This window comes from Tomitella gaofuii, from assembly GCF_014126825.1.
In the GTDB taxonomy this organism is placed as follows: domain Bacteria; phylum Actinomycetota; class Actinomycetes; order Mycobacteriales; family Mycobacteriaceae; genus Tomitella; species Tomitella gaofuii.
The window spans coordinates 3,417,239-3,443,119 of sequence record NZ_CP059900.1; the positions used below are offsets into that span (position 1 = coordinate 3,417,239).

23 protein-coding genes are annotated in these 25,881 nt (G+C 71.2%); 13 read left to right on the top strand and 10 right to left on the bottom strand.

The genetic code is table 11. The features are described from left to right. Positions 1–10: 10 nt before the first annotated feature. From H4F70_RS15925 to H4F70_RS15935, 3 genes are all read right to left on the bottom strand, one after another. Entirely contained in the window at positions 11–622 is a 612-nt protein-coding gene (locus H4F70_RS15925; RefSeq protein ID WP_235681584.1) for a TetR/AcrR family transcriptional regulator, read from the bottom strand. Between the two features lie 76 nt (positions 623–698). Beyond that, the gene (locus tag H4F70_RS15930; RefSeq protein ID WP_182357888.1) at positions 699–1,538 is read right to left on the bottom strand and encodes an SDR family oxidoreductase; all 840 of its coding nucleotides are present in this window, start codon (positions 1,536–1,538) and stop codon (positions 699–701) included. Next, positions 1,535–2,758, bottom strand: coding sequence for an acyl-CoA dehydrogenase family protein (locus H4F70_RS15935; protein WP_182357889.1), 1,224 nt, complete (start codon positions 2,756–2,758; stop codon positions 1,535–1,537). Before H4F70_RS15935 ends, H4F70_RS15930 begins: the two co-directional genes overlap by 4 nt. A gap of 142 nt (positions 2,759–2,900) precedes the next feature. On the opposite strand from H4F70_RS15935, the gene H4F70_RS15940 reads away from it, so the two are divergent. From H4F70_RS15940 to H4F70_RS15955, 4 genes are read left to right on the top strand one after another with little or no spacing between them, the layout of a single operon-like run. Next, on the top strand, positions 2,901–4,499 hold the full coding sequence (locus H4F70_RS15940) for a FadD3 family acyl-CoA ligase (protein WP_182349022.1): 1,599 nt from the start codon (positions 2,901–2,903) through the stop codon (positions 4,497–4,499). Positions 4,500–4,555: 56 nt separating this feature from the next. Beyond that, positions 4,556–5,734 carry an acyl-CoA dehydrogenase family protein gene (locus H4F70_RS15945; protein WP_182357890.1) on the top strand — a complete coding sequence of 393 codons (1,179 nt, stop codon included), beginning with the start codon at positions 4,556–4,558 and terminating at the stop codon, positions 5,732–5,734. Further along, positions 5,731–6,708, top strand: a complete 978-nt coding sequence (locus H4F70_RS15950; protein WP_182357891.1) for an acyl-CoA dehydrogenase family protein — start codon at positions 5,731–5,733, stop codon at positions 6,706–6,708. Before H4F70_RS15945 ends, H4F70_RS15950 begins: the two co-directional genes overlap by 4 nt. Positions 6,709–6,710: 2 nt before the next feature. After that, entirely contained in the window at positions 6,711–7,835 is a 1,125-nt protein-coding gene (locus H4F70_RS15955) for an acyl-CoA dehydrogenase family protein (protein WP_182357892.1), read from the top strand. Between the two features lie 138 nt (positions 7,836–7,973). Here H4F70_RS15955 and H4F70_RS15960 read toward each other — a convergent pair whose 3' ends face one another. Continuing rightward, entirely contained in the window at positions 7,974–8,831 is an 858-nt protein-coding gene (locus H4F70_RS15960; protein WP_235681157.1) for an alpha/beta fold hydrolase, read from the bottom strand. 162 nt (positions 8,832–8,993) lie between these two features. Here H4F70_RS15960 and H4F70_RS15965 point away from each other — a divergent pair, with 162 nt between their 5' ends. Both H4F70_RS15965 and H4F70_RS15970 read left to right on the top strand, forming a co-directional pair. Continuing rightward, the gene (locus H4F70_RS15965) at positions 8,994–9,887 is read left to right on the top strand and encodes a metal-dependent hydrolase (RefSeq protein WP_182357893.1); all 894 of its coding nucleotides are present in this window, start codon (positions 8,994–8,996) and stop codon (positions 9,885–9,887) included. Then, complete coding sequence (locus H4F70_RS15970) at positions 9,887–11,050, top strand: PDR/VanB family oxidoreductase (RefSeq protein WP_182357894.1); 1,164 nt, start codon at positions 9,887–9,889, stop codon at positions 11,048–11,050. The genes H4F70_RS15965 and H4F70_RS15970 overlap by 1 nt, the downstream gene beginning before the upstream one ends. 56 nt (positions 11,051–11,106) lie before the next feature. Here H4F70_RS15970 and H4F70_RS15975 read toward each other — a convergent pair whose 3' ends face one another. From H4F70_RS15975 to hsaA, 4 genes are all read right to left on the bottom strand, one after another. Next, positions 11,107–12,051 carry an alpha/beta hydrolase gene (locus H4F70_RS15975; RefSeq protein WP_182357895.1) on the bottom strand — a complete coding sequence of 315 codons (945 nt, stop codon included), beginning with the start codon at positions 12,049–12,051 and terminating at the stop codon, positions 11,107–11,109. A 215-nt stretch (positions 12,052–12,266) separates the two neighbouring features. Beyond that, entirely contained in the window at positions 12,267–12,836 is a 570-nt protein-coding gene (gene hsaB, locus H4F70_RS15980; protein WP_182357896.1) for a 3-hydroxy-9,10-secoandrosta-1,3,5(10)-triene-9,17-dione monooxygenase reductase subunit, read from the bottom strand. Between the two features lie 2 nt (positions 12,837–12,838). Continuing rightward, entirely contained in the window at positions 12,839–13,747 is a 909-nt protein-coding gene (gene hsaC, locus H4F70_RS15985; protein WP_182349005.1) for an iron-dependent extradiol dioxygenase HsaC, read from the bottom strand. A gap of 43 nt (positions 13,748–13,790) precedes the next feature. Beyond that, on the bottom strand, positions 13,791–14,942 hold the full coding sequence (gene hsaA / locus H4F70_RS15990; protein WP_372497638.1) for a 3-hydroxy-9,10-secoandrosta-1,3,5(10)-triene-9,17-dione monooxygenase oxygenase subunit: 1,152 nt from the start codon (positions 14,940–14,942) through the stop codon (positions 13,791–13,793). A gap of 374 nt (positions 14,943–15,316) precedes the next feature. Here hsaA and H4F70_RS15995 point away from each other — a divergent pair, with 374 nt between their 5' ends. Genes H4F70_RS15995 through H4F70_RS16010 form a run of 4 tightly spaced genes read left to right on the top strand, consistent with a single transcriptional unit; the run spans position 15,317 to position 19,717 of the window. Beyond that, positions 15,317–16,537 carry a 3-ketosteroid-9-alpha-monooxygenase, oxygenase component gene (locus H4F70_RS15995; RefSeq protein ID WP_182357897.1) on the top strand — a complete coding sequence of 407 codons (1,221 nt, stop codon included), beginning with the start codon at positions 15,317–15,319 and terminating at the stop codon, positions 16,535–16,537. Positions 16,538–16,542: 5 nt separating this feature from the next. After that, the gene (locus H4F70_RS16000; protein WP_182357898.1) at positions 16,543–16,932 is read left to right on the top strand and encodes a hypothetical protein; all 390 of its coding nucleotides are present in this window, start codon (positions 16,543–16,545) and stop codon (positions 16,930–16,932) included. Positions 16,933–16,938: 6 nt separating this feature from the next. Then, positions 16,939–18,087: a ferredoxin--NADP reductase gene (locus H4F70_RS16005; protein WP_182357899.1), complete on the top strand. Its 1,149-nt coding sequence runs from the start codon at positions 16,939–16,941 to the stop codon at positions 18,085–18,087. Positions 18,088–18,115: 28 nt separating this feature from the next. Next, positions 18,116–19,717 carry an acyl-CoA synthetase gene (locus H4F70_RS16010; protein WP_182357900.1) on the top strand — a complete coding sequence of 534 codons (1,602 nt, stop codon included), beginning with the start codon at positions 18,116–18,118 and terminating at the stop codon, positions 19,715–19,717. Here the strand turns inward: H4F70_RS16010 and H4F70_RS16015 are convergent. Together H4F70_RS16015 and H4F70_RS16020 are read right to left on the bottom strand one after the other, a co-directional pair. Then, entirely contained in the window at positions 19,701–20,678 is a 978-nt protein-coding gene (locus H4F70_RS16015; RefSeq protein ID WP_182357901.1) for an HTD2 family dehydratase, read from the bottom strand. The genes H4F70_RS16010 and H4F70_RS16015 overlap by 17 nt on opposite strands. Further along, entirely contained in the window at positions 20,675–21,850 is a 1,176-nt protein-coding gene (locus H4F70_RS16020) for a CaiB/BaiF CoA transferase family protein (RefSeq protein ID WP_235681585.1), read from the bottom strand. The genes H4F70_RS16015 and H4F70_RS16020 overlap by 4 nt, the downstream gene beginning before the upstream one ends. A gap of 406 nt (positions 21,851–22,256) precedes the next feature. Here H4F70_RS16020 and kstD point away from each other — a divergent pair, with 406 nt between their 5' ends. The 3 genes from kstD (at position 22,257) to H4F70_RS16035 (ending at position 25,864) form a co-directional block, all read left to right on the top strand. Beyond that, positions 22,257–23,963 carry a 3-oxosteroid 1-dehydrogenase gene (kstD, locus tag H4F70_RS16025; protein WP_182357903.1) on the top strand — a complete coding sequence of 569 codons (1,707 nt, stop codon included), beginning with the start codon at positions 22,257–22,259 and terminating at the stop codon, positions 23,961–23,963. Next, on the top strand, positions 23,953–24,816 hold the full coding sequence (locus H4F70_RS16030) for a MaoC/PaaZ C-terminal domain-containing protein (protein WP_182357904.1): 864 nt from the start codon (positions 23,953–23,955) through the stop codon (positions 24,814–24,816). The genes kstD and H4F70_RS16030 overlap by 11 nt, the downstream gene beginning before the upstream one ends. A 664-nt stretch (positions 24,817–25,480) precedes the next feature. Next, complete coding sequence (locus H4F70_RS16035; protein ID WP_182357905.1) at positions 25,481–25,864, top strand: PIN domain-containing protein; 384 nt, start codon at positions 25,481–25,483, stop codon at positions 25,862–25,864. Positions 25,865–25,881: the final 17 nt, after the last annotated feature.

The window sequence follows — 25,881 nt, forward strand, 5'->3', positions numbered from 1 at the left end:
CCGTCCGGCCTCATGTGCCGGCGGATATGCCGTTCAGCACGATCGACAGGTACTCGGACGCGATCGTGTCGGCGCTGCGTTGCCCGCCCGGCCGGTACCAGCGCACCGCCACCCACACGGTGTCGCGGATGAACCGGAAGGCGATCTCCACGTCGAGGTCGGGGCGGAAGCTCCCGTCGGCCACGCCGCGGCGCAGCACGCCGATCCACAGCTCGCGGAACTCGCGCGCCCGCTCGCCCAGGTAGCCGAAGCGCGGGTTCGCCGCCAGATGCTTGGCCTCGTCCTGGTAGATCGCCACCGCGGAATGCCGCACGTCGATCGCGCCGAACGACGCGCGCACCAGCTCCTCGAGGGTGGTGCGCGCGTTCTCGCCCGCATCGACGATCCGACGGTAGCGGCCGAACAGCTCGTCGAGGAACTCCGCGAGGATCTCGTCGACGATAGATTCTTTGGAATCGAAGTGATGGTAGAGGCTGCCGGAGAGGATGCCGGCGGAATCGGCGATGTCGCGCACCGTCGTCGACTTCATCCCCCGGTCCGCGAAGAGGCCGGCCGCGATCTCGAGCAGCTCGCTGCGCCGCTCGGACCGCGCCGCCTCCGTCTTGCCGCCGTTGTTCGCCACACTCACACCCCCATCCTAACTACCAAGCGCTTGCTAGGCAGGCTTTCCGGGGCGCTCGCCCCGCGCCCCGGCGTCGTCACGCCCGCTGACTGGAGACCGAGACGACTTCGCCGGTCATGTAGGTCGTGTAGTCCGAGGCGAGCATCGCGATGACGGTGGCGATCTCCCACACCTCGGCCGCGCGGCCGTACGCCTCGCCCGCCGCCAGGTTGTCCAGCAGCTCCTCGCTGGTGACCTTGGCCAGGAACGGGTGCCGGGCGATGGACGGCGAGACGGCGTTGACGCGCACGCCGTGCTCGGCGCCCTCGATGGCGCTGCAACGAGTCAGCGCCATCACGCCGGCCTTCGCGGCCGCATAGTGCGCCTGCCCGTGCTGCGCGCGCCAGCCGAGCACGCTCGCGTTGTTGATGATGACGCCGCGCCGGGTGCTGTCCGCGGCGTTGGCCTCGCGGAAGTAGCGCATCGCCGCGCGCGTGGCCCGGAACGTGCTGTTCAGCGTGATGTCGAGGACGCGGTCCCACTGCTCGTCGGTCATGTCCGCGAGCGGGGTCTCGCCGCCCAGCCCGGCGTTGTTCACGAGCACGTCGATACGGCCGAGCTTCTCCGCCGCACCCGCGATCAGCGCGTCGACCTGCTCGGTGGACGAGACGTCGCACAGGATGGAATCGACCTGCTGCTGCGGGAACTCGGCACGCAGCTCGGCGACCGTTTCGCCCAGCCGGCGCTCATGGAAGTCGGACACCAGCACGTCGCCGCCCTCGAGCAGCACCCGGCGCGCGGTGGAGAAGCCGATGCCGGTGCCGGCGGCGGCGGTGACCACGGCCTTCTTTCCGGCGAGCAGCCCGTGGCCGGGCGTCTCCTGCGGAACCTCGGCCAGCGGAGACTTCGGTGCTGTGCCCGTCTCGGTGGTGCTCACGGTCGTGCCTCCCTCGGTAGGCCGAGCACGCGCTCGGCGATGATGTTGCGCTGGATCTCGTCGGATCCGCCGTAAATGGTGTCGGCCCGGGTGAAAAGGAACAGCCGCTGCCACTCGTCGAACGGGTCGGACTCGTCGTACGAGCCGCCCGCGGCCAGCAGCGACGGCGCGCCGCGGACCTCCATGGCCAGCTCGCCCAGCCGGCGGTGCCAGTGCGCCCACACCAGCTTGGCCACCGACGGGGCGCCGGCGATCTCGGTGTTGCCCTCGCCCAGGGTCCGGGCGGCGTGGGCGCGCATCACCTCCAGCCCCACCCAGGCGCGGGTGAGGCGCTCGCGGATGGCCGGGTCCTGAGCGGCGCCGTTACGCTCGGCGAGCTCGACGAGGGCTGTGAGCTCCCCGGCGAACTGCACCTGCTGGCCCAGGGTGGCCACGCCGCGCTCGAAGGCGAGCGTGCCCATCGCGACCTTCCAGCCCTCGCCCTGCCCGCCGACGATGAGGTCGGCCTCGGTGGTGGCGTCGGCGAAGAACACCTCGTTGAACTCGGAGGTGCCGGTGAGCTGGATGATGGGCCGCACCTCGATGCCGTCCTGGTGCATCGGCACCAGCAGGTAGCTCAGGCCCTTGTGCCGCCGGGACCCGGGCTCGGTGCGGGCGACGACGAAGCACCAGTCGGACAGGTGGGCCAGCGACGTCCACACCTTCTGCCCGTTGATGACCCAACGGTCGCCGTCCAGGCGCGCAGAGGTGTTCACACCCGCCAGGTCGGAGCCGGCACCCGGCTCCGAATAACCCTGGCACCACAGCTCGGTGACGTTGCGGATGCCGGGCAGGAAGCGCGCCTTCTGCTCCTCGGTGCCGAAGGCGATGAGGGTGGGCCCCAGCAGTTCCTCGCCGATGTGGCTGACCCGCGCGGGCGCACCCGAACGCGCGTACTCGAGGTGGAACAGCACCTGCTGGTTCATCGTGGCGCCGCGGCCGCCGTACTCCTTGGGCCAGCCCAGGCACGTCCAGCCGGCCGCCGCCAGGTGGCGGTCCCAGGCCAGGCGCGCCTCGAAGGCCTCGTGCTCGCGCCCCGGGCCGCCGAGCCCCTTGAGTTCCGCGAACTCGCCGGTGAGATTGTCCGCCAGCCACTCGCGCACCTCGGCGGCGAAAGCGGCGTCCTCTGCTGTCTGTGCGGCCCCCGCGGCCTGCGCGGTCGGGACTGTCGTTTCGGTCATCACCGTTCCTTTGGCCCGAAGTTCTCCACTGGCTCTCGCCAATGCCGATACGGTACCCTACCAAGCACTTGCTTGTGTAGCCGTGTAGCCTGGCCATGCGAGCGAATCGAACCGAGGAGGCCCCTTGAGCATCGACCCGCGGATGGCCGGCGACCATTCAGCTCACCCCCGGACCACGCCCGCGGCCCTCACCCGGGCCGCGGAGTTGTTCGCGGATTCCCTCGCGGTGGCGGACGGCGACGACCGCATCACCTACGCGCAGCTGCTCGAGCGGGTGCGGCTCGTGGCACGCGCGCTCGCCGCCAAGGGCGTGGAGCCCGGCGATCGCGTGGCACTGTGGGCCCCCAACACCCACCACTGGATCGAGGCGGCGCTCGCCGCCCACTACGTCGGTGCCGCGATCGTGCCCATCAACACCCGCTACACCGGGCACGAGGCTCTGGAGCTCATCCAGCGCACGCACGCGAAGGCCCTCGTCGCACCGGAGAAGTTCCTCGGGTTCGACCGCCTCGCCGAGCTGGTCGAGGCCGCCGGCCCCGACGGCCTGCCGGAGCTGGGCCTGATCGTGCGCGCCCCCGCCATGGGCGGCGCGCTGCGCAGCGGCGGCGAGGTGTCCGTGCCCGCGCTTCCGTACGGCGAGGTGGTGGACTGGCATGCGCTCGGCATCGCCGCCGAGGCTGTGGACCAGGCCACCGTCGACGCGCGCGCGGCCGCAGTGCTGCCGGACGACCTGTGCGACATCCTGTTCACGTCCGGCACCACCGGCAAGAGCAAGGGCGTGCTCACCGCGCACCGCCAGTCGATGGGCATCGCCGACGCGTGGGGCGAATGCGCCGAGATGACCTCGGACGACAACTACCTCATCATCAACCCGCTGTTCCACACCTTCGGATACAAAGCCGGAATGCTGGTGTGCCTGCTGCATGGGGCCACGATGGTGCCGATGGCCGTGTTCGACGTGCCCGCGGTGATGGACATCGTCGCCCGCGAGCGCATCTCGGTGTTCCCCGGCGTGCCCACGATCTACCAGTCCATCCTCGACCACCCGGACCGCGACAAGCTCGACATGAGCTCGCTGCGCGTGGCGATCACCGGTGCGGCGGCCGTGCCGGTGCCGCTGGTGGAGAAGATGCAGAACGAGCTGAGCTTCGACGCGGTGCTCACCGCCTACGGCCAGACCGAGGCCGTGGTGGTCACCATGTGCCGCACCGACGACGACCCGGTCACCGTGTCCACCACCTCCGGCCGCGCGATCCCCGGGATGGAGGTCCGCCTGGGCGACAAGGACGAGATCCTCGTGCGCGGCGAGAACGTCATGCTCGGCTACCTCGACGACCCGGAGGCCACCGCCAAGACGATCGACGCGGACGGCTGGCTGCACACCGGCGACGTCGGCACCCTCGACGAGCGCGGCTATCTCGACATCACCGACCGGCTCAAGGACATGTACACCTCCGGCGGCTTCAACGTCTATCCCGCCGAGATCGAGAACGAGCTGGCGCGCATGGACGCCGTCGCGGAGTCCGCCGTGGTGGGCGTTCCGGACGAGCGGCTCGGCGAGGTCGGCTGCGCATTCATCGTCGTCCGGCGCGGGCACGAGCTCACCGAGGACGCGGTGCTGGCGTACTGCCGCGAGCACCTGGCCAACTTCAAGAATCCGCGTTCCGTGCGGTTCGTGGACGTCCTGCCGCGCAACGCTTCCGGCAAGGTGCTCAAGAACGAGCTCCGGGCCCTCGACTGACCTTCCGGGCCGCCGCCGCGCGGGACCCGAGTTGAATCGAAAGGACGTATCCGACAGTGGATCTCGAATTCGATGCCGACACCGTCGCGTTCCGCGACGAGGTCCGCACCTTCCTGCGCGAGCACGTGCCTGCGCAGCCGTTGCCGTCGATGGACACGGCGGAGGGCTTCGAGGCGCACCGCGCGTGGGAGCGCACGCTCGCCGACGCCCGGCTGTCCGTCGTCTCCTGGCCCGCCGAGTACGGCGGGCGTGACGCGACGCTGCAGCAGTGGGTGATCTTCGAGGAGGAGTACTACCGCGCCGGCGCGCCGGGCCGGGTGAGCCAGAACGGCATCTTCCTGCTGGCCCCCACGCTGTTCGAGCACGCCTCCCCCGGCCAGCTCGACCGCATCATGCCGCGCATGGCCCGCGCCGACGACATCTGGGCGCAGGCGTGGTCCGAGCCGGAGGCCGGCAGCGACCTGGCCTCACTGCGCTCCACCGCCACGCGCACCGAGGGCGGCTGGCTGCTCAACGGGCAGAAGACGTGGAGCTCCCGCGCGGCCTTCGCCGACTGGGGGTTCGGGCTGTTCCGCTCGAACCCGAACGCCGAGCGCAAGCACGCGGGCATCACCTACTTCATGTTCGACCTGCGCTCCGAGGGCGTCACCGTGCGCCCCATCGACCAGCTCGACGGCGAACCCGGCTTCGCGGAGCTGTTCCTGGAGAACGTGTTCGTGCCCGACGACCCCGCGTCCCCGGCCGAGTCGGGCGTGATCGGCGCCGTCGACAACGGCTGGCGCGTGGCCATGAGCACCGCGAGCAACGAACGCGGGCTGTCGCTGCGCGCCCCCGGCCGCTTCCTCGCCACCACCGACCGCCTGCTGGACACCTACCGCGCGCAGATCGCTTCCGGCGCCGTCGATGCCGCGGACACCGCGCTACGCGACGGGGTCGTCGACGCGTGGGTGGGCGCCCGCGCCTACGAGCTGAGCACGTGGGCCACCGTCACCCGCCTCGAATCGGGCGGCGCTCTTGGCGCCGAATCCTCGATCAACAAGGTGTTCTGGTCCGACTGGGACGTCGCCACCCACGAGACCGCCCTGGACCTGCTGGGCCCGGAGGCGGAGGTGATGGGCCCCTGGCAGGACGGGTACCTGTTCTCCCTGTCCGGCCCCATCTACGCGGGCACCAACGAGATCCAGAAGAACGTCATCGCCGAGCGTCTCCTCGGCCTACCGAAGGCGGATCGATGAGATTTGCACTGGAAGAGATCCACGACGACTTCGCCGCGTCGCTCGACTCGCTGCTGAGCAAGGCGGATTCGCCCGCGGTCATCCGCGCATGGTCCGACGGCGACGCCGCCCCCGGCACGGCGCTGTGGGGCCGGCTCGCCGAGACCGGCGTCAACGGCCTGCTCATCGGTGAGGACGACGGCGGGATGGGCGCCGACGCGCTGTTCCTCATCGTCGCCGCGGAGAAGCTAGGCTACTACGGGGTCCCCGGCCCCGTCGCCGAGACCCTCGCGGTGGCCCCCACCCTGCTCGCCGCGGTGGCGCCCGACCGCCTCGGCGCCCTGTCCGAGGGCGCGCTGGCCACCGTCGCCGCGCCGCCCGCCACGCCGTACGCCGTCGACGCCGGCACCGCCGCGACCGTGCTGCGCGTGGATCCCGCCGACGGCGGCGCCGTCGTCGCGTTGGGCGAACCGGGCGCACGCGCGCAGTCGGTGGACCGGGCGCGGCACCTGTACGCCACCGAGGCGGGCGCACAGCTGGGCACCGTCGACGCCGGCGTGCTCGCCGCCGCGCAGGACCTGGGCGCGCTCGCCACCGCGGCGCAGCTGCAGGGGCTCGGCCAGGCGATGCTCGACGCCACCGTCGAGTACGCCAAGCAGCGCAAGCAGTTCGGCCGCGCCATCGGCAGCCAGCAGGCCGTCAAGCACCTCGTCGCCGAGGTCGCCGTGGGCGTCGAGATGGCACGCCCGCTGCTGTACGCGGCGGCGATGGCCGTGCGCGACGGCGCCCCCACCGCGCGCCGCGACGTCCATGCGGCCAAGCTGGCCTGCGGACGGGCGGCCTACCACTCGTCGCGCGTGGCGCTGCAGGTGCACGGCGCCATCGGCTACACCCAGGAGCACGACCTGTCGCTGCTGCTGACCAAGACCCGCGCGCTGGTGACGGCCTGGGGCACCCCGGCCGACCACCGCGGCCGCATCATGGAGGCGCTGTAATCATGGCCGGCAAGAACACCGCGATCAGCCTGTCCGAGGCGGGCCCGTTCAGCGACGAGCAGCGCGAGCTCGCCCGCACCGTCCGGGACGTCGTCGCCAAGCGCGCGGACAGCGCCGCCGTCCGGGCCGCCGCGGAGTCCGACGCCGGCTACGACGCGACGCTCTGGTCGCTGCTGTGCGAGCAGATCGGGGTCGCCGCTCTCGCCGTGCCCGAGGAATTCGACGGCATCGGCACCGGCTACGTCGAATCGCACCTCGTACTCGAGGAACTCGCACGCGGCCTGGTGCCCTCACCCATGCTCGGCAGCGCCGTCATCTGCGTGCAGGCCCTGCTCGCCACCGGCAACGACGACGCGTGCGGGCGGATCCTGCCCGGCATCGCGGCGGGCGAGACCACCGCGGCATTGTGCTGGTCGGGTTACGAAGGCTACTGGGGCTCGGACGATCTCGAGGTGGGCGCCGAGTCCGCCGGCGACCGGTGGACGCTGACCGGCGACACCTACTACGTGCTGGGCGGCGACCGCGCAGACGTGCTGCTCGTGGCAGCCGGTACCGACGAGGGCCCCGGCCTGTTCGAGGTCGACCCGTCCGCGGCGGGCGTCGAGCGCACCGCCACCCCGGCGATGGACCCCACGCGGCCGCTGTCGCGGGTGCGGTTCTCGGCCGCCCCGGCGACCCCGCTGGCCACGGGGGCCGAGGTGCTCGACAGGGTCCTCGCCATCGCGCAGGTGGCGCTGTCCGGCGAGGCGGTCGGCGCCGCGGACCGGCTCCTGGCGCTCACCGTGGAGTACACGCAGCAGCGCAAGCAGTTCGGCCGGGCCATCGGCAGCTTCCAGGCGCTCAAGCACCGCATGGCGGATCTCTACGTGCTCGTGGAGACCGCGCGGTCGATGTCCTACAAGGCCGCCGAGTCGCTCTCCCCCGTGGACGCGGCGACGGCGAAGGCCTACTGCGCCGAGGCCTTCCAGCAGGTGGCCGGCGAGGCGATCCAGCTGCACGGCGGCATCGCCATCACCTGGGAGCACGACGCGCACCTGTACTTCAAGCGGGCGCACGGCTGCGCGCAGCTGTTCGGCCAGCCGCGCGAGCAGCTGCACCTGCTCGAACCGGCGGCGGGCCTGACCTAGACGTCGCACGGGGCCCCGCGGCCGGCCTCACCTGGACGCGGCGGGGTCCGCACGGGCACTGCCTGTGCGGACCCCGCCGCGCGTCGGTTCTCTCGCTGCGCGCGCTGTGTCGCGCGAATGCGCGCGCAGCGGCTCTCGTCACTCCTGCACGCGCGCGAGTATCAGGCGCGCCAATGCGTCCGGGGCCTCCTCCGGCACCCAGTGGCTCACGCCCTCGAGCACCTCGAAGCGGTAGTCGGCCGCCACGTACTCGGCCGTGAGCTCGGCGCCGCGCCGGGTGAGCGCCACATCGCCGTCGCTCCACACGTAGGTGGTGGGGACCCGCGAAGGCCGGTTCATCATCGTCGGGCTGGTCAGCGGCATCGCCCGGTACCAGTTGATCGCGCCGGTCAAGGCCCCGGCATCGATGACCTCGGCGCGCACCCGCGCCACCATCGCGTCCGTCATCCCCGTGCGGCGCAGCATGCGGTCGAACACCCGCGGAAGCCGGCGCGCCACCCACTCCGGCAGCCGGGGCACCTGGAACAGGGCCATGTAGTACGAGTGCACCGCCTGCGTGCTCGACAGCATCGAGCGCACGAACGCACCGGGGTGGGGCACCGACACCGCGGTGAGCGTGCGCACGAGGTCCGGGCGGTTGGCCGCGAGCATCCACGCGACGGCCGCGCCCCAATCATGACCGACCACGTGCACCGGGCCGGTGCCGACCCGTTCGATGAGCGCGACGACGTCCGCCATGAGCAGTTCCAGCCGGTACGCCCGCCTGCCGCGGGGGCGCGCGTCCGGCGAGTACCCGCGCTGGTCGACCGCGATGGTGCGGTGGCCGGCCTGGTTCAGTATCGGCGTCACCGCGGCCCAGCAGGATGCCGTCTGCGGAAAGCCGTGGAGCAGCACGACGGGTGCGCGTGCCCCGTCGGCGGTGCCGGCCGCGCTGTCGACCAGTTCGAAGGTCATCCCCGCGTGCTCGTACCGATCCATGTGTCGCCCCACCGCCATTGCACTCCCTCCGTCGGCTCGCGTGCCCCCGCACGCCCATTGTCGTCCGCGCGTCCACCTCGCGTCGGCGCTTTCCCATCCAGCGCGAATGTCGTATCGTCGAGGCATACACGTTACGTTCAGTCACATACAGGAGCATGGCAGGACCACGGGAGGCATCCGATGGCGGACGAGGCGAGCACCCGTACCCCGGGCCGGGTCGAGCTGCGCGCGCGCAATGTGGAACACGACTGGTCGCGCACGCCGCTGCACTGGATCCCCGGCGACGCCGTCGCCTCGCACGCCATCGGCGCGCTGAACTTCCTGCTGCCGGAAGGCGAGCGGATGTTCTGTGCCGCCTTCCACGAGCTGCTGCCGCTGATCGGCGACGAGGCCCTGCGCCGCGACGTGCTGGGATTCATCGGCCAGGAGTCCATGCACGCCGAGACGCACGAGATCGTGCTGCACGAGGTCTACGGGGCCCGCGGCATCGACCCGGCGCCGCTGATCCGCCAGTCGGAGTTCCTGTTCCGCGTCGTCGTGGGCCCCCGGCCGGGCCAGAGCCCGCGGCGCGCGCGGCAGCACCTGATCGAGCGCGCGGCGCTGATCGGCGGCCTGGAGCACCTGTTCGCCTTCCTCGGCGACTGGATCCTCAACGCCCCGCTCGAGGAGCACGACACCGACCTGCAGATGCTCGACCTGTTCCGCTGGCACGGGGCGGAGGAGGTCGAACACCGCAACGTGGCGCACGATGTCGTCGTCCACATGGGCGTCGGCTACGTGCGCCGCAACATCGCGATGGTCGTCGGGGTGGGCGCGCTGCTCGCGCTCATCCTCCGCAACACCCGGTACCTCGTCCGGGCCGACCCGGATCTCCCCACCATGGGTTACCTGCGCATCGGCCGGCGCCTGGTGCGCTCGATGCGCCGCGGCACCTTCCCCCGCATCCCCCGGCTGCTGCGGAGCGCCGCGATCTGCCTGACCCCCGGCTACTCCCCCGAATCCGTCGGCGACACCGCGCAGGCGCTCGCCTACCTCGCCGCGTCGCCCTCCGCACGCGCGGCGGCGCAGATCTGATGCCCGGCCGCCACGCCGTGCGCCGCGCCCGCCGCCCGCAGGCCCCGCCCAGCCTCCACGGCCGCGCGCGCGTCGACCCGGTCCTGCGCACGCTCGACACCGTCATCGGCGCCTACATCTGGACGTCGGGCTCGGCGCCGCGCGCATCGCACACCGGCCCGCAGGACGACGGCACGCTCGCGCTGATCGTGACCCACCGCCGCGTGGTGGCACACGACCAGAACGTGGTGGAGCTGACGCTCGCGGCGGCCGACGGCGCCCCACTGCCGGTGTGGCACCCCGGCGCCCACCTGGACCTGCACCTGCCCTCCGGACGACTGCGCCAGTACTCGCTGTGCGGCGATCCGGCCGACCGCAGCGGTTACCGTATCGCCGTGCGCCTGATCCCTGACGGCGACGGCGGCTCGCTCGAGGTGCACACGACGCTCACCGAGAACACCCCCGTCACCATCTCCGGCCCGCGCAACGCGTTCGCGTTCGTCGCCCCCGGGCACGGGTCACCGGCCGGGCGGCTCCGGCTCATCGCCGGCGGCATCGGCATCACCCCGATCCTGCCGATGGCGCGCATGGCCGACGCGCTCGGCGTCGACTGGTCGATGATCCACACCGGCCGCTGCCGCGACGCCCTGCCGTTCACCGCCGAGGTGACGGCCCTGGGCCCGCGGGCACGGATCCGTACCGACGATGAAAACGACGGACTGCCCACGCCCGAGGAACTGTTGGGGCTCTCCGCAACCGGGCCCGCAGAACGCGGAACACCGGGTGCCCTGAACGTCTCGACGGCCGTCTACTGCTGCGGTCCGCCTCCGATGGTCGCCGGGATCCTCGACGCCCTGCGCACCCGGACCGACGTCGAGTTCCACTGCGAACGGTTCTCCGCGCCGGCGGTCTCCGACGGCGCGCCCTTCACCGTGGAGCTGGCCCGGTCCGGCCGCACCATCGAGGTGCCCGCGGACCGCACCGTGCTGTCGGCCGTGCTCGACGCGCTGCCGGACACCGCGTACTCGTGCCGGCAGGGCTACTGCCGCACCTGCAAGGCCACCGCCCTGTCCGGGAACGTCGACCACCGCGACAGCGTCCTCACCGCCGCCGAGCGCGAGCGCGGCGAGATGCTGATCTGCGTGTCACGGTGCACCGACGACAGGCTGCGCCTGGACCTGTGACGGGGAGCGGTGTCAGTCCACCGCCGGCTCGATCGTCGTGGCACCCGCACTCGCCCCTACGCGCAGCGCCCCTCGTCCGCGTCCTCCGACCGGCCCTCCACCGCCCTGCGCGCGAAATCCACCGAGAGACGGACGATCTCGCGCGCTTCGGGAAGACGCGGGCCGACGGCCGGGAACGCGTGCACCTGCCCCACCCACAGGTGCGTCTCGACGGGGACCCCCGCATCGTGGAGCCGCTGGGTCATCACCTCGACGCCGGGCCGGAGCAGCTCGTACTCCGCGGCGGAGAGGAACACCGGGGGGAACAGCGCGGGGTCGACGTCGACGGGCGACTGCTCGCCCTCGATCGTGTCGGGCCCGTCCAGCCACCGCTCGCGCAGCTTCTCCAGCGGGCGCGTCGGCAGGTACGCGTCGCGGCGGAAGTACCCGGGATCATTCTCACCCAGCACCAGGTCGAGCAGCGGCGAATAGCCGATCACCGCGGCCGGGCGGCGGATCGCGCGCATCGCCGCGATCTCGGCGACCTTCATCGCCAGGTATCCCCCGGCCGAGTCGCCCCCGACGATGACGCGGGCCGGATCGTCCACCGATTCCAGCAGCGCCGTGTACGCCGTCACCGCGTCGGCCACCGAGGCGGACACCGGCCCCGCGGGGAGCTGGCGGTACTCGACGGAGTAGACGGGCACGCCCGCGGCCTTGGCGAGCAGCACGCACACGCCCCGGTGCGTCGACGGCCCGCCGAACAGGAACGCCCCGCCGTGCAGGTACAGCACCGCTCCCCCGGCCAACGCGTCGGTCGCGGGCGTGCGCGGCATCGTCCGTTCGCAGCGCACCCCGCCCAGCAGCACGTCGGTGATGTCGGCGCCGGCCGGGTGCGGTATCCGGGACTCCGCCCAGTGGTCGGCCCGTTCGATGACGTCGATGCCGCGCTCGGTCATCGGCCAGAACGTCATCACCGGTTTGACCGCGACGCGCGCCAGCCGGCGGATGCGCTTGGCCATCCGGCTCAGCGTTCAATGCCAGGTGAACGGCGCGGTGGAGGTGGAGACCGTCAGCGCGCGTGCCGCGCCCACCGGTGGAGCCTGTTCGTCGTGTCCCCGCGCAGCAGCCATGGCTCCACGCTAAGCCACCGCGCCGATCTGACTGTGACCCGGGGTACCGGCGCGAAGCGGCCCGGCCGCGTCTCCGCAGCCGGGCCGCCTTCGCCGTGACGTCGTCAGAGCCAGGTGTCGTTGGTGCCGGCGGTGAACAGGAATTCCTCGAGGTCCGCGCGCCACGGTGCGGGCACGGACTTGTCCGGTTCGATCCCCGTGTACTGGCCCCGGTAGAACAGCAGGGGCTTGTCGGGCTCCCCCGTACCGAAGGCCTGCACCCGGCCGAACACCACGTGGTGGTCGCCGCCGTCGACGACGTTCTCCACCGTGCAGTCGATCCAGGCGAGCTCGCCGTCGAGGATCGGCATGCCGCCCGGCGAGCGGTGCCAGTCCACCGAGGCGAACTTGTCCGGGTTGCGCGAACCGAACACCGCGCACGCGTCCTGCTGGTCCTCGGCGAGGATGGTCACGCCGAAGCGCCCGGCCGCCTCGATGGCGCTCCACGACCGCGAGGTCTTCATGGGGCAGAACAGCACCATCGGCGGATCGAGGGACAGGGAGCTGAAGGACTGGCAGGCGAAGCCCACCGGCGCGTCCTCCGACATCGTCGAGATGATCGTGATGCCGGTCGCGAAGTTGCCGATGAGGTTGCGCAGCGCCCTGCCGTCGATTTCCGCGGGTGCGTCCGTCATGTCTACTTGCGTCCAATCGAGAAGTCGTGGCCCCAGAGGCTGACCGCGGTGCTCTCCCGCGCGATCCAATCCTCGTCATTCTCCACCTGCAGGCCCTCGCAGCCGAACTCGAGGTCGAATCCGCCGGGCGTCTTCATGTAGAACGACAGCATCTGGTCGTTGACGTGGCGCCCCAGCGAAGCGGCCATGGGCACCTTGCGGCGGTCGGCACGGTCCAGGCAGAGGCCGACGTCGTCGCTGTTCTCCACCTCGAGCATCAGGTGCACGATGCCGGTGGGGTACATCCCCTTGATGGGCGCGAAGGCCAGGCTGTGGTGGCGCGGGTTCACGCCGAGGAAACGCAGCCACACCGGATCGTGCTCGGCCGGCAGGCCGGCCACCTGCGGGGGCAGGCGGAACGAGTCGCGCAGGTTGAAGCCCAGCACGTCACGGTAGAACTTCAGGTCGGCGGCGTCGTCGTCGGTGGCGAGCACCACGTGCCCCAGCCCCTGGTCGCCGGTGACGAACTTGTGCCCGTACGGGCTCACCACGCGGCGGTGCTGCAGCGCCACCTGGCAGAAGATCTCCAGGGTGTAGCCGGTGGCGTCGTGGGTCTTGATCATGTCGACCACGCGGCGCTCGGCGAGTTCCTCCGGCGTGGCCTCCTCGAAGTCCCACCCGGCCGCGGTGAGGCGGTCGCGGATGTCCTGCAGCCCCGCCTCGTTGGCGCACTCCCAGCCGACCGACGCGAGGTGCTCGCGCTCACCGGGCACGATGACCAGGCGCGCGGGGAAGTCGTCCATGCGCAGGTACAGGTTGTTCTCGTCGGCGCCCTTGCCCTCGACCATTCCGAGAACCTTGAGGCCGTACTCGCGCCAGGCCTCGATGTCGGTGGTCTCGATACGCAGGTATCCCAGCGCACGGATGCTCATCGCGTTCGTCTCCTCGGTTGTCTCGGTGTCCGGGTGTCCCGGATCAGACCATGCTGTCGTTGACCGGCAGGCCGAACTCGGCGCCGCCGTACATCACGTACGCGCGTTCCGCGTCGTTGGCCGCGTGCACCCGGCCCGCGTGCGCGTCCCGCCAGAGCCGCTGGATCACCGTGCCGGACTGCAGCGCCGTGGCTCCGGACGATTCGAAGAGCCGGTCGATCGACGCGATGGCCCGCGCGGTGGCCCGCACCTGGTCGCGGCGCGCCGCCAGACGCATGCCCATCGACACCGTCTCGCCGCCGAGCACGCACGCGTACTCGTCGGCGAGGTTGCCGGACAGCTGGCGCCAGGCCGCGTCGATGTCGCTGGCGGCCTCCGCCACGCGGACCTTCGCGAACGGGTCGTCCTTCGCCTGCTCCCCCGCGTAGGCGGCCCGTACGCGCGTCCCCTGGTGCTCCACGTGCGCGTCGTAGACGCCGTAGGCCATGCCGACGATGGGCGTGGAGATGACAGTGGGGTGGATGGTCCCCCACGGCATGCGGTACAGCGGCGCCGTGTTGACCTCGAGCCCCGGCGCGGCGTAGTCGGTCATCTGCTTGAAGCTCAGGGCGCGGTGCGCCGGCACGAACGCGTCCTCGACGACGAGCGTGTTGGACCCGGTGCCCTTGAGGCCCACCACATGCCAGACGTCGTCGATCCGGTAGTCCGAGCGCGGGATCAGGTAGCTGACGAAGTCGACGGCCCGGCCGTCCTTGATCACCGGGCCGCCCACCACTGCCCAGTCGGCGTGCGCGCTGCCGGACGACCACGCCCACGCGCCGTTGACCTTGTAGCCGCCGTCGACCACCTCGCCGGAGCCCATCGGGGCGTAGGAGGACGAGATGCGCACGTCCGGGTCGGCCCCCCACACGTCCTGCTGCGCCTGCTGCGGAAACAGGGCCAGGTGCCAGTTGTGCACGCCGACGATGCCGGCGACCCATCCGGTGGAGCCGCAGGCGCCCGCGAGGTCGCGCACCGCCGTGTAAAAGGTGACGGGGTCGGATTCGAGGCCGCCCCACTGCGCGGGCTGCAGCAGTCGGAAGAACCCGGCCTCCTGCAGCTCGTCGATCGTCGCCTGCGGGAGCACCCGCAGCTCCTCGGCCTCGTCGGCCCGCGCCCGCACGGCGGGGAGCATCGCACGCACACGCCCGAGCACCTCGAGGGCGGCCGGATCCTGCCACGACGCGGTGTGCTCCCGCCCGATGCGCTCGTCGATTCCGCTCACCGTAGAACTCCCGTCTGTCGCCCGTTGTCCGCCCCGGCGGCGGGCCCGCGACCGGGCCAAGACTAGAACACGTTCTCATTCATGTCGAGCGCCGCCTCAGCACACCGTTCCACATCCCGCCCGGCCGCACGCCGGGCCCACTGGTGGGTGGGACGTTGCCTCGGGGCGTATGATTTCTATAACCTGTTCTACAACATGTTCTACTATGGTTCCGCCGTCCCCCGCGGAGCGGAACCGCCCTGCGCCCTGCCCGCCGTGCCGGAGGACGCGAGAGCACCGCACTACCGGAGAAGGATGTGAGAGCGATGGCGACCACGGACACCTCGGACCACGTCCGGCACATCGATGTCGGCGAAACGCCCGAGCGGTTCGCCCGCGGCTGGCACTGCCTGGGCCTGGCCAAGGACTTCCGCGACGGCAAGCCCCATTCGATCGAGGCCTTCGGCGGCAAGCTCGTCGTCTGGCAGGACACCCGGGGCGAGCTCAACGTGCTGGACTCGTACTGCCGGCACATGGGGGGCGACCTGTCGCAGGGCACCGTCAAGGGCGACGAGATCGCCTGCCCGTTCCACGACTGGCGCTGGGGCGGCGACGGCAAGTGCAAGGACATCCCCTACGCCAAGCGCGTGCCCATGCGCGCCCGCACCCAGGCCTGGCCCACGCTCGAGCGCAACGGCCAGCTGTTCGTGTGGAACGACCCCGAGGGCGGGGCGCCCGAGGACTACATCCCCGAGATCGAGGGCGTCGGCTCGGACGAGTGGACCGAGTGGACCTGGAACTCGATGGTCATCGACGGCTCCAACTGCCGCGAGATCGTCGACAACGTCGTGGACATGGCGCACTTCTTCTACATCCACTACGCCTTCCCGACGTACTTCAAGAACATCTTCGACGGCCAGGTCGCCTCGCAATGGCTCACCACCAAGGGCCGGCCGGACATCGGAATGGCCTCGCAGTACGGCGGCGACACGCTGCTCGAGTCGGTGGCCGCCTACTACGGTCCGTCCTACATGATCAACCCGCTCACCAACGTCTACAGCGGGTTCAAGGTCGAGTCCGTGCTGATCAACTGCCACTACCCCGTCACGCAGGACTCATTCGTGCTGATGTGGGGCGTCATGGTGAAAAAGCCCCAGGGCGTCACCGACGAGCTGGCCGACAAGCTGGCCGAGAAGTTCACCGAGGGCATCAGCGAGGGCTTCCTGCAGGACGTCGAGATCTGGAAGCACAAGTCGAAGATCGACAACCCGCTGCTGTGCGACAACGACGGCCCCGTCTACCAGATGCGCCGCTGGTACGAGCAGTTCTACGTCGACAAGGCCGAGGTGACCGACGAGATGACGCAGCGCTTCGAGTACGAGGTGGACACCACGAAGGCCAACGAGTACTGGGAGAAGGAGGTGGCCGAGAACCTCGAACGCATGCGCGCCGAGGAGGGCGCGGCCGACGGTGACAACGCCGCCGACGACGACGCTGCCGGCCCCACCCCTGCCGAACAGGCCACCCGGCGTCAGGTCGAGGTCTGAGCGCGATGGGCGGCCGACAGGGCCCCGGCGGCGGCTGGGCCAAGGCCCGGACCTTCACCGATCCCGCGGAGCGCGCGGCACTGCACCGCGCCACCGACGAGGACCGGCGCCGCTACATGGTGGACGCGATGGTCCCCGTGGCCTGCGAACGCTGCGGCACCGAGGTGCTGGTACGCAAGCTCACTGCGCAGCACACCAGCGTGCAATGGCAGGATGAGCCCGCCGCGACGTGCCCGCGTTTCGCCGAGTGGGCCGGCACGGGCACCCCGACCGCCCTGCGGGACGGGTGCCCGGACCTGGACTCTTCGATAGTGCATGCTGTTCGGGCGGGCCGTGTCGAGGTGCCCGAAGAAGACGACCCGGCCGCCGGGTCAGCAGACACGATGAAGGACTGAACGAGGATGCCAGAGGCTCAACCCGCCAACCCGGACCCCACCCCGCAGGATGCAGGCTCGGACGATGCCGCAGGCGGCTCCGGCGTGCGGACCGCCGCGTCCGGGAGCGGACTCGTGGGCAGCCACGTGCACTCGCTGTCGCTGGCGCGCGTGATCGCGGAGACCGACGACGCCCGTTCGCTCGTCTTCGCGGTGCCCGGACCGCTCGCGAAGCGCTTCGAGTACGCGCCCGGCCAGTTCCTCACTCTGCGCGTCCCCAGCGACCTCACCGGCTCGGTGGCGCGCAGCTACTCGCTGTCCAGCTCGCCGTTCACCGACGACGAGCTCACCGTCACCGTCAAGCGCACGGCGGACGGCTACGCATCCAACTGGCTGTGCGACAACGCCGCGGCGGGGATGCAGGTGGACGTGCTGCAGCCGTCGGGCATGTTCGTGCCGAAGGACCTCGACCATGATCTGCTGCTCATCGCCGCGGGCAGCGGCATCACGCCGGTCATGTCCATCCTCAAGTCGGCCCTGCGCAAGGGCAGCGCCAATGTGACGCTGCTGTACGCGAACCGGGACGAGAACTCGGTGATCTTCGCCGACCAGCTCCGGGAGCTCGGCGAGCAGTACCCGGACCGCCTCACCGTGCTGCACTGGCTGCAGACGCTGCAGGGGCTGCCGTCGCGGGCGACGATCGCCGCGCTGGCCAAGCCGTTCGCCGACCGCGACGCCTTCATCTGCGGGCCGGGGCCGTTCATGTCGGCCGCCGAAGGGGCGCTCAAGGAGGACCTCGCGATGCCGCACGCCCGCGTGCACATCGAGGTGTTCCAGTCGATCGAGGGCGACCCGTTCGCCGAGATCGTCGTCGAGGAGTCCGACGAGGACGCGACAGACAACGCGTCCGTCGAGGTCACGCTCGACGGCGAGACCTACGAGTACGCGTGGCCGCGCAACACCAAGCTGCTGGACCTGCTGCTGAGCAAGGGCCTCGACGCGCCGTTCTCCTGCCGCGAGGGCGCCTGCAGCGCGTGCGCGTGCATGGTCCTCGAGGGCGAGGTCGAGATGATCACCAACGAGGTGCTCGAGCCCGAAGACATTGAAGAGGGCATCTACCTGGGGTGCCAGTCACTGCCGAAGTCCGACCACGTGAAGGTCTCCTACGACGAGTAGCCCTCACACGATGAGAGATGGGTAGTCCATGAATCTTGCCGACCTCTTCGAGGCGCTTGCCGACAAGCTCGACGACCGCGAGGCGCTGGTCTTCGAAGACACGCGGCTCACTTTCGCGCAGCTCGACCGCGAGTCGAACCGGCTGGCGCACGCCATCGCCGCCACCGGCATCGACACCGGCGCGCACGTCGCGATGCACATGCGCAACAGCGTCGAGTACATCGAGTCGGTGATCGGCGCGCTGAAGGTCCGCATGGTGCCGGTGAACATCAACTACCGGTACACCGAAGCCGAGCTGGCCTACCTGTACACCAACTCGCGCTCGGCGCTGCTCATCGTCGACGAGGAGTTCGCGCCGCTGGTGGCGCACGTGGTGCCGGACTGCCCGGACCTCAAGGCCGTCCTCGTCGTCGGCACGCCCACCGCCGAGCTGGCCGAGGCGTGCGCCGCGGCCGGCGTCGCGGTGCGCGCGCTCTCCGAGGCGCTGGCGGAGGTCGGCGACGAGCGCGACTTCGCGCCGCGCAGCGCCGACGACCGCTTCATCATCTACACCGGCGGCACCACCGGACACCCCAAGGGCGTCGTCTGGCGGCAGGAGGACTTCTACTACGCCGCGCTCTCCGGCGGCAACCCGTACGGCGACCCGCACCACACCGCCGAGGCGCTCACCGAGGCGGCGGCGAACTTCCCGCAGCTCACCATCCTGGTCACGGCCCCGCTGATGCACGGCGCGGCGATGTACTCGCTGTTCCAGATGTTCTTCATCGGCGCCCGCCAGGTGCTCATGCGCAACTTCGACCACGTCGAGGCGCTGGAGCTGACCGGGCGCGAGAAGATCCAGATCCTCATGATCGTCGGCGACGCGATGGGCGTGCCGCTGGTGGACGAGCTGGTCGCGAATCCCGACGAGTACGACGTCTCCTCACTGTTCTCCGTCGCCTCCGGCGGCGCCATCTGGTCGCAGTCCTCGCGGGCCAAGCTCCTCGAGGTGCTGCCGAACCTGCTCATCCGCGACAGCTTCGGCGCGTCGGAGTCCGGCGCGGACGGCGTGGTGAACATGGACGAGGAGGGCGTGCTGCGGCTGCAGGCCAGCGAGCACACCATCGTGGTCGACGAGCTGCTCGACCCCATCGCCCCCGGGTCCGACCAGATCGGCTACCTCGCGCGGCGGGGCCACGTGCCGCTGGAGTACTACGGCGACGAGGCCAAGTCGCGTGCGACCTTCCCGGTCAAGGACGGCGTGCGCTTCTCCGTGCTCGGCGACATGGCCAAGGTGGACGCCGACGGGTCGATCATCGTGCTCGGCCGCGGCTCCGGCTGCATCAACACCGGCGGCGAGAAGGTCTTCCCCGAGGAGGTCGAGCAGGCGCTCAAGAGTCACCCGGCCATCCTCGACACGCTCGTCGCCGGCGCGCCCGACCCCAAGTTCGGGCAGTCGGTGGCCGCCGTCGTCCAGCTGCGCGACGGCTTCGACGAGCCGACGCTGGAGGATGTGCGCACCCATCTCAAGCCGCTGCTCGCCGGCTACAAGGCGCCCCGTTCGCTGGTGGTGGTCGACGCCATCCGCCGCTCGCCCAGCGGCAAGGCCGACTACCGCTGGGCCAAGGAGACCGTCACTCCGGCGGGCTGACGGCCCCCGCACCCGCTCCGGCGGCCCCGTCCCACGCCGCGTCGACGCGGATGCACAGACGGCCGCCCTGGCGCCCCCCGATCCGCACGGAGCCCGGCTCCGTGCGGATCGGGCCGTCTCCGGGGCCGTCCGCCGGCGCCGCGGCGAAGTCCACCGGCGCGCCCGGATGGGCCGCGGCGGTGAGGCGGTAGTCCACCCGGTCCGGGTACCGGCCGTCGATCCGCCGCGCCGCCTCGATGCCCTCGAACGCCAGCAGCGGCCCGTGCACCACCAGCCCCGGATGCCCCTCGACGCGCGTCGCGTAGTCGCGGTCGTAGTGGATGCGGTGCGGGTTGTAGGTGAGCGCGCTGACGAGCATGAGCAGCCGCTCGTCGGCGTCCAACCGCAGGATCGGCGCCGGCGCCTCCGCCGCGGACGCGGTGCCCGTCGCTGATTCGTCGCCCACGCCCACACGCACGACCCCGGCACCGGCCCCGGCCCCGCGCACGTCGCCGGGCATGCGGTAGACGATGTCGCGCTCGTCCTCCACGCGCAGGCGCCCGCCCGCCTCGAACACGTGGCGCTCGGTCACCAACAGCAGCCATCCGCTGCTCCCGTGCCGCACCCGCACGGACCGGACGGCGCTGGTGCGGCGCACGCGCTCGCCGATGCGCAGCGGTGCGTGCACGATGATGCGCCCGCCGCCGAACATGCGGCGGCGCCGCGGGATCGGCGGTAGCAGCGGGCCGCCCGACGGGTGCCCGTCCTCCCCCAGGTCGGCGATGCGCGGGCGGTCGCGCAGGTACACCTCATGCCACAGCGGCGGCAGCGCGCCCCCGTCCTCGGCGGGCGGGTCGGCGCCCAGCAGCGCGGCAAGGGCCGCGGCGGGCCAGGGCGGCAGCACCTCCTCGGCCACCGCGGGCGCCGGCCGCCAGTGCTCGGCGATCTCCGTGAACACCGCGGGCGGTGTGCCGTCGGTCATTGCACCACTCCCCTTTCCCGGAGCTCGACGATCCGTGCAGGGCCGAAGCCGATCCCGGCGAGCACCTCGTCCGTCTGCTGCCCCAGCCCCGGCACGTCGCCCATCGCAGGCTCCGTGCCGGCGATGCCGATCGGCGGCAGCACCGCGTCCACCGGGCCCGCCGGCGTGCCCACGCTGCGCCACCGGCCGCGCGCCGCCAGCTGCGGGTGCGCCACCATGCCCTGCACGTCCCGCAGGCGCGCCGCCGCGATCCCTTCCCGCCCGAGCACCTCGAGCAGCGCCGCCGTCGTGAACGTGCGCGTGGCCTCCGCCACCGCCGCGTCCACCTCCGCGCGCCGGCGCACGCGCTCGACATTGGTGGCGTAGCGCGGCTCGTCGGCCAACCCGGGTCTGCCCAGCACCCGGGTGGCCAGTGCCCGCCAGCCGTCGTCGTTCTGCACGCCGATCAGCACCTCGCCGTCCGCGGTGGGGTAACCGTCGTAGGGCGCGATCGACGGGTGGGCCACGCCGGTGCGCGCGATCGGCGCCCCCGAGTACAGGGCCGTGTACATCGGGTAGCCCATCCATTCCACGAGCGAATCGAACATCGACACCGACACCTCCGCCCCCTTCCCCGTCCTCTCGCGGCGCAACAGGGCGCCGAGAACTCCGGAGAAGGCATACATGCCCGCGGCGATGTCGGCCGAGGGGATGCCGGTCTTCGCCGCCGCCTCCGGCGTGCCGGTGATGGACACCAGCCCGGCCTCCGACTGGACGAGCATGTCGTAGGCCTTGCGGTCGTGGTAGGGGCCGGAGTCGCCGTACCCGGACATGTCGACGGTCACCAGCTCCGGACTGCCCGCGCGCAGCGGGTCGCCGCGCAACACCCCCGCGGCCAGGCCCAGGCGGTCCGCCGCGCCCGGCGCCAGATTCTGCACGAACACGTCGGCGCCCGCGACGAGCCGGCGCACCACGTCGAGGCCGTCCGGGTCCTTGACGTCCACCCCCACCGAGTCCTTGCCCCGGCCCAGCCAGACGAAGTGCGCCGCCAGCCCCTTTACGGCGGTGTCGTAGTGGCGGGCGAAGTCGCCCGTGCCCGGCCGCTCGATCTTGATCACCCGCGCCCCCAGATCGGCCAGGTGCCGGGTGGCCAGCGGCGCCGCGACGGCCTGCTCCACCGCCACCACCGTCATGCCGTCGAGCGGGAGCAGGCCGCGCTGCGCCCCGCCGCTTTGATCCCCGCCACCCTGATCCCTGCCGCGCTGATCCCTGCCGCCCGGCTCCTTCGGCTCCATGTGTCCGGCTGCTCCCCTCCGGGCGGCCGCCGCCCCTGATCCGGGTGCGGACGCTCCCCTGCCAGTCTGGCACTCCGCGCCGCCACTCCGCGCCGCCGCTCCGCGCACCGTTTCCTCGCACGACGACGGGGTCCGGCGCCCGAGAGGCGCAAGCGGAACGCGGGTCGCGCAGGAGATGCCCGGACCGGGCCCGTCCCGCTGGCCGGTACCCGAATGTCGCGTCGGGGCCGGTCATGGGGCCAGAATCGGGCTCACGGGTATGGGCCCTGGCGGTGCGCCACGACCGTTCTATAACCTGTTCTACATGACCGAGCAGCAGTACGACATCGTGATCGTCGGAAGCGGCGGCGCCGGCATGACAGCCGCGCTGACCGCCGCGAAGAACGGTCTCCGGGCCGTCATCATCGAAAAGGCCGAGAATTACGGCGGCTCCACCGCCCGCTCCGGCGGCGGCGTCTGGATCCCCAACAACGAGGTGCTGCGCCGCGACGGCGTCCAGGACACCCCGGAGGCGGCCCGGACCTACCTGCACTCCATCATCGGCGACACCGTCGATCCGGACCGCATCGACACCTATCTCGAGCGCGGGCCCGAAATGCTCTCGTTCGTCCTCGCCAACTCCCCCCTGGAGCTGCGCTGGGTGACCAACTACTCCGACTACTACCCGGAGGCCCCCGGCGGCCGCGCGGGCGGGCGCAGCGTCGAGCCCGTGCCCTTCGACGGGCACAAGCTGGGCGACGAGCTGAAGAACCTCGAACCCGACTACGTCAAGGCCCCGCCGAACTTCGTCATCACCCAGGCCGACTACAAGTGGCTCAACCTGCTCATGCGCCACCCGCGCGGGCCGGTGCAGGCGATGAAGGTGGGTCTCCGCTTCCTCGCGGCCAAGGCCCGCAAGAAGCACCTGCTGGTGCGCGGCCAGGCCCTCATGGCGGGTCTGCGCGGCGGGCTGCTGCAGGCGGGCGTGCCGATCCTGCTCAGCACCGAGCTCACCGACCTGGTCACCGAGGGCGACAAGGTCACCGGCGTCAAGGTCCGCAAGGCCGACGGCTCCGAGGAGACCATCGGGGCCCGGATGGGCGTGATCCTCGCCTCGGGCGGCTTCGAGCACAACGCGGAGATGCGCCAGAAGTATCAGCGCGCCCCCATCGGCGCCGACTGGACCGTGGGCGCCAAGGCCAACACCGGCGCGGGTATCGAGGCCGCGCTGCGCCTGGGCGCCGACCTGGGCTTCATGGAGGACGCGTGGTGGGGCCCGTCCATGCCGCTCACCGGCGGGCCCTGGTTCGCGCTGTCCGAGCGCAGCCTGCCCGGCTGCATCATGGTCAACGAGCGGGCCCAGCGGTTCGTCAACGAGTCCGCGCCCTACGTCGAGGCGACGCACGCGATGTACGGCGGCAAGTGGGGCCAGGGCGAGGGCCCGGGCGAGAACATCCCCGCGTGGCTCGTGCTGGACACGCGCTACCGCAACCGCTACTCGTTCGTCGGCATCCCGCCGCGCCAGAAGCTCCCCGGCCGCTGGTTCAAGTCCGGCGTCATCGTCAAGGCCGGCAGCATCGCCGAACTGGCCGAGAAGATGGGCGTGCCGGCCGACGCGCTGCAGGACACCGTCACCACCTTCAACGGCTACGCCCGCGACGGCAGGGACCCCGACTTCCAGCGCGGGGAGAGCGCCTACGATCACTACTACGGCGACCCGCTCAACAAGCCGAACCCATCGCTCGGCGAGATCGGCAAGCCGCCGTACTACGCCATCAAGATGGTGCCGGGCGACCTGGGCACCAAGGGCGGCGTCATGACCGACACCGCGGCGCGGGTGCTCCGCAAGGACGGCAGCGTCATCGAAGGCCTCTACGCCTCCGGCAACTGCAGCTCCCCGGTCATGGGCCACACCTACGCCGGCCCCGGCGCCACCATCGGCCCGGGCATGACGTTCGGCTACCTCGCGGTGCTCGACCTGGTGGACAAGGACAACAAGCGCAAGGCCGAGGAGGCTTCCCATGCCCATTGATCCGAACATCGCCGTCGGCGCGGAGCTGCCCGCCCAGGAGTTCTCCTGGACCAGCTCCGACGTGCAGCTCTACCACCTCGGCGTGGGCGCGGGAGCGCGGCCGGTGGACCCCGCCGAGCTGCGGTACCTGCGCGACGACGATTCCCAGGTGCTGCCCACCTTCGCCACCGTGGCCGCCACCTTCCACGCCTCGGAGCCGCCGAAGGTGCAGTTCCCGGGCGTCGACATCGACCTGGCCAAGGTGGTGCACGGCAGCCAGGAGGTGACCGTGCACAGGCCGATCCCCGCGAACGGCACCGGGCGCACCACCACGAAGATCGCCGAGGTGTGGGACAAGGGCAAGGCCGCGGTCATCGTCCAGGAGGCGGAGACCGTCGACGCCGACGGCAACGCACTGTGGACGGCGCGGTCGTCGATCTTCGCGCGCGGCGAGGGCGGTTTCGGCGGCGAGCGCGGCCCCTCGAGCAAGGTGGAGCTGCCCGACCGCGAGCCCGACGCCGTCGTCGACGCGCCGATCCTGCCCCAGCAGGCTCTGCTGTACCGGCTGTGCGGCGACCGCAACCCGCTGCACTCGGACCCGGAGTTCGCCAAGGCGGCCGGCTTCGACAAGCCGATCCTGCACGGCCTGTGCTCCTACGGCATCACGTGCAAGACCGTCGTCGACGCGATGCTCGACAGCGACACCACGAAGGTGAAGGGCTTCAAGGCGCGCTTCGCCGGCATCGTGTTCCCGGGCGAGACGCTGCGCGTACGCATGTGGCGCGAGGGCGACGAGATCCTCGTCTCCGCCGTCGTGCCCGAGCGCGACGAGGCGCCTGCCCTCGCGGACGTGGTACTCACCGTCGCGGGGTAAGCCACCCGCACAGCAGCCGGGGCCCGTTTTCCGCACCACGCGGAAAACGGGCCCCGGCCTTTTTCTGCACGCATCTCAATCGCTTGACACACGGGATTGGGAGGCGCATCCTGGAGACGTTGCGCAAAAGCGTCGGACCGCACACCGGCCGCCCTGCCACAGAACAGGATGCGTCCTGTCACAGATCAGGATGCGTTTCGCCCACGTCGCGGCGAATGCAATTGCGGTGCGATTCGATGTGATCACGAAGCCATTGGCCATCCAGCGCCTTGGCACCTGTCGGGCGTGCTCAACGCGCCCGACAGGTGATACGTGGGGGTTCCACGGAAACTATCGCGAATACATTCCTCGCGATCCAGGATTCCCCAACATCAATCGTATTGCGCCACCCCGAAGATGATTACCATCGGGAAATCATCGAACAAGTACACATCCGGAATAGATGAACCCCATCGCCTTCGGTGACAACCACAACCTCCGAACACCGATATCCCTCCTATACGAACCATGCAAGGAGCCGCCGAAAACGCCGACACACGATCGCCGCCAGAACATCGTTCGAGAAGCCCCCCAGGGATCCCCCTGGGGGGCTCCGCTTTCCCCGACCCACCCTCATTGCACGGGAAGACATCCCGGGCACTGCATGACGAACGGAGAACCGATCATGCACACGAGCCGCACCCGGAGCACCGCGGAGACCGCCCTCATCGTGCTCGACCACCACCACGTGCTGGCCAGCGCCGCGCAGACATTCCTGCCGCATGGCCACGGCCCCGAGGACGTCGACCTCGACCCCGGCCTGCTGGCGCGCGCCATCGCCCGCACCCATGACGTCATCATCCTGTTCGGCGAGGACCGCGACCTTTCGCCGGCGGTCGAACGCGCCGAGCGCGACCACCACCGGCACATCGAACTCGCGCAGTGGAGCAATGGCGACAACAGGCGGCACCCGCTCGCGCACGCGCTCCGGAGCCCGTGGTGGCACAACCTCGACCGCGACGTCCTGACCGCGTGCACCCGCATCCGCCCCCGACTGCTCGCCGCGTGACCTTCGCCCCACCCCAT

Coding starts and splice junctions, on each gene's coding strand:
- hsaB (WP_182357896.1), bottom strand. CDS start 12,836: ATGACGGACGCACCCGCGGAAATCGACGGCAGGGCGCTGCGCAACCTC.
- H4F70_RS16020 (WP_235681585.1), bottom strand. CDS start 21,850: ATGACGGTGGTGGCGGTGGAGCAGGCCGTCGCGGCGCCGCTGGCCACC.
- H4F70_RS15950 (WP_182357891.1), top strand. CDS start 5,731: ATGAGATTTGCACTGGAAGAGATCCACGACGACTTCGCCGCGTCGCTC.
- hsaC (WP_182349005.1), bottom strand. CDS start 13,747: ATGAGCATCCGTGCGCTGGGATACCTGCGTATCGAGACCACCGACATC.
- H4F70_RS15955 (WP_182357892.1), top strand. CDS start 6,711: ATGGCCGGCAAGAACACCGCGATCAGCCTGTCCGAGGCGGGCCCGTTC.
- H4F70_RS15975 (WP_182357895.1), bottom strand. CDS start 12,051: ATGGCCAAGCGCATCCGCCGGCTGGCGCGCGTCGCGGTCAAACCGGTG.
- H4F70_RS15970 (WP_182357894.1), top strand. CDS start 9,887: ATGCCCGGCCGCCACGCCGTGCGCCGCGCCCGCCGCCCGCAGGCCCCG.
- H4F70_RS15935 (WP_182357889.1), bottom strand. CDS start 2,758: ATGACCGAAACGACAGTCCCGACCGCGCAGGCCGCGGGGGCCGCACAG.
- H4F70_RS15995 (WP_182357897.1), top strand. CDS start 15,317: ATGGCGACCACGGACACCTCGGACCACGTCCGGCACATCGATGTCGGC.
- H4F70_RS16035 (WP_182357905.1), top strand. CDS start 25,481: ATGCACACGAGCCGCACCCGGAGCACCGCGGAGACCGCCCTCATCGTG.
- H4F70_RS16000 (WP_182357898.1), top strand. CDS start 16,543: ATGGGCGGCCGACAGGGCCCCGGCGGCGGCTGGGCCAAGGCCCGGACC.
- kstD (WP_182357903.1), top strand. CDS start 22,257: ATGACCGAGCAGCAGTACGACATCGTGATCGTCGGAAGCGGCGGCGCC.
- H4F70_RS15965 (WP_182357893.1), top strand. CDS start 8,994: ATGGCGGACGAGGCGAGCACCCGTACCCCGGGCCGGGTCGAGCTGCGC.
- H4F70_RS15940 (WP_182349022.1), top strand. CDS start 2,901: ATGGCCGGCGACCATTCAGCTCACCCCCGGACCACGCCCGCGGCCCTC.
- H4F70_RS16005 (WP_182357899.1), top strand. CDS start 16,939: ATGCCAGAGGCTCAACCCGCCAACCCGGACCCCACCCCGCAGGATGCA.
- H4F70_RS16015 (WP_182357901.1), bottom strand. CDS start 20,678: ATGACCGACGGCACACCGCCCGCGGTGTTCACGGAGATCGCCGAGCAC.
- H4F70_RS16010 (WP_182357900.1), top strand. CDS start 18,116: ATGAATCTTGCCGACCTCTTCGAGGCGCTTGCCGACAAGCTCGACGAC.
- H4F70_RS15960 (WP_235681157.1), bottom strand. CDS start 8,831: ATGGCGGTGGGGCGACACATGGATCGGTACGAGCACGCGGGGATGACC.
- H4F70_RS16030 (WP_182357904.1), top strand. CDS start 23,953: ATGCCCATTGATCCGAACATCGCCGTCGGCGCGGAGCTGCCCGCCCAG.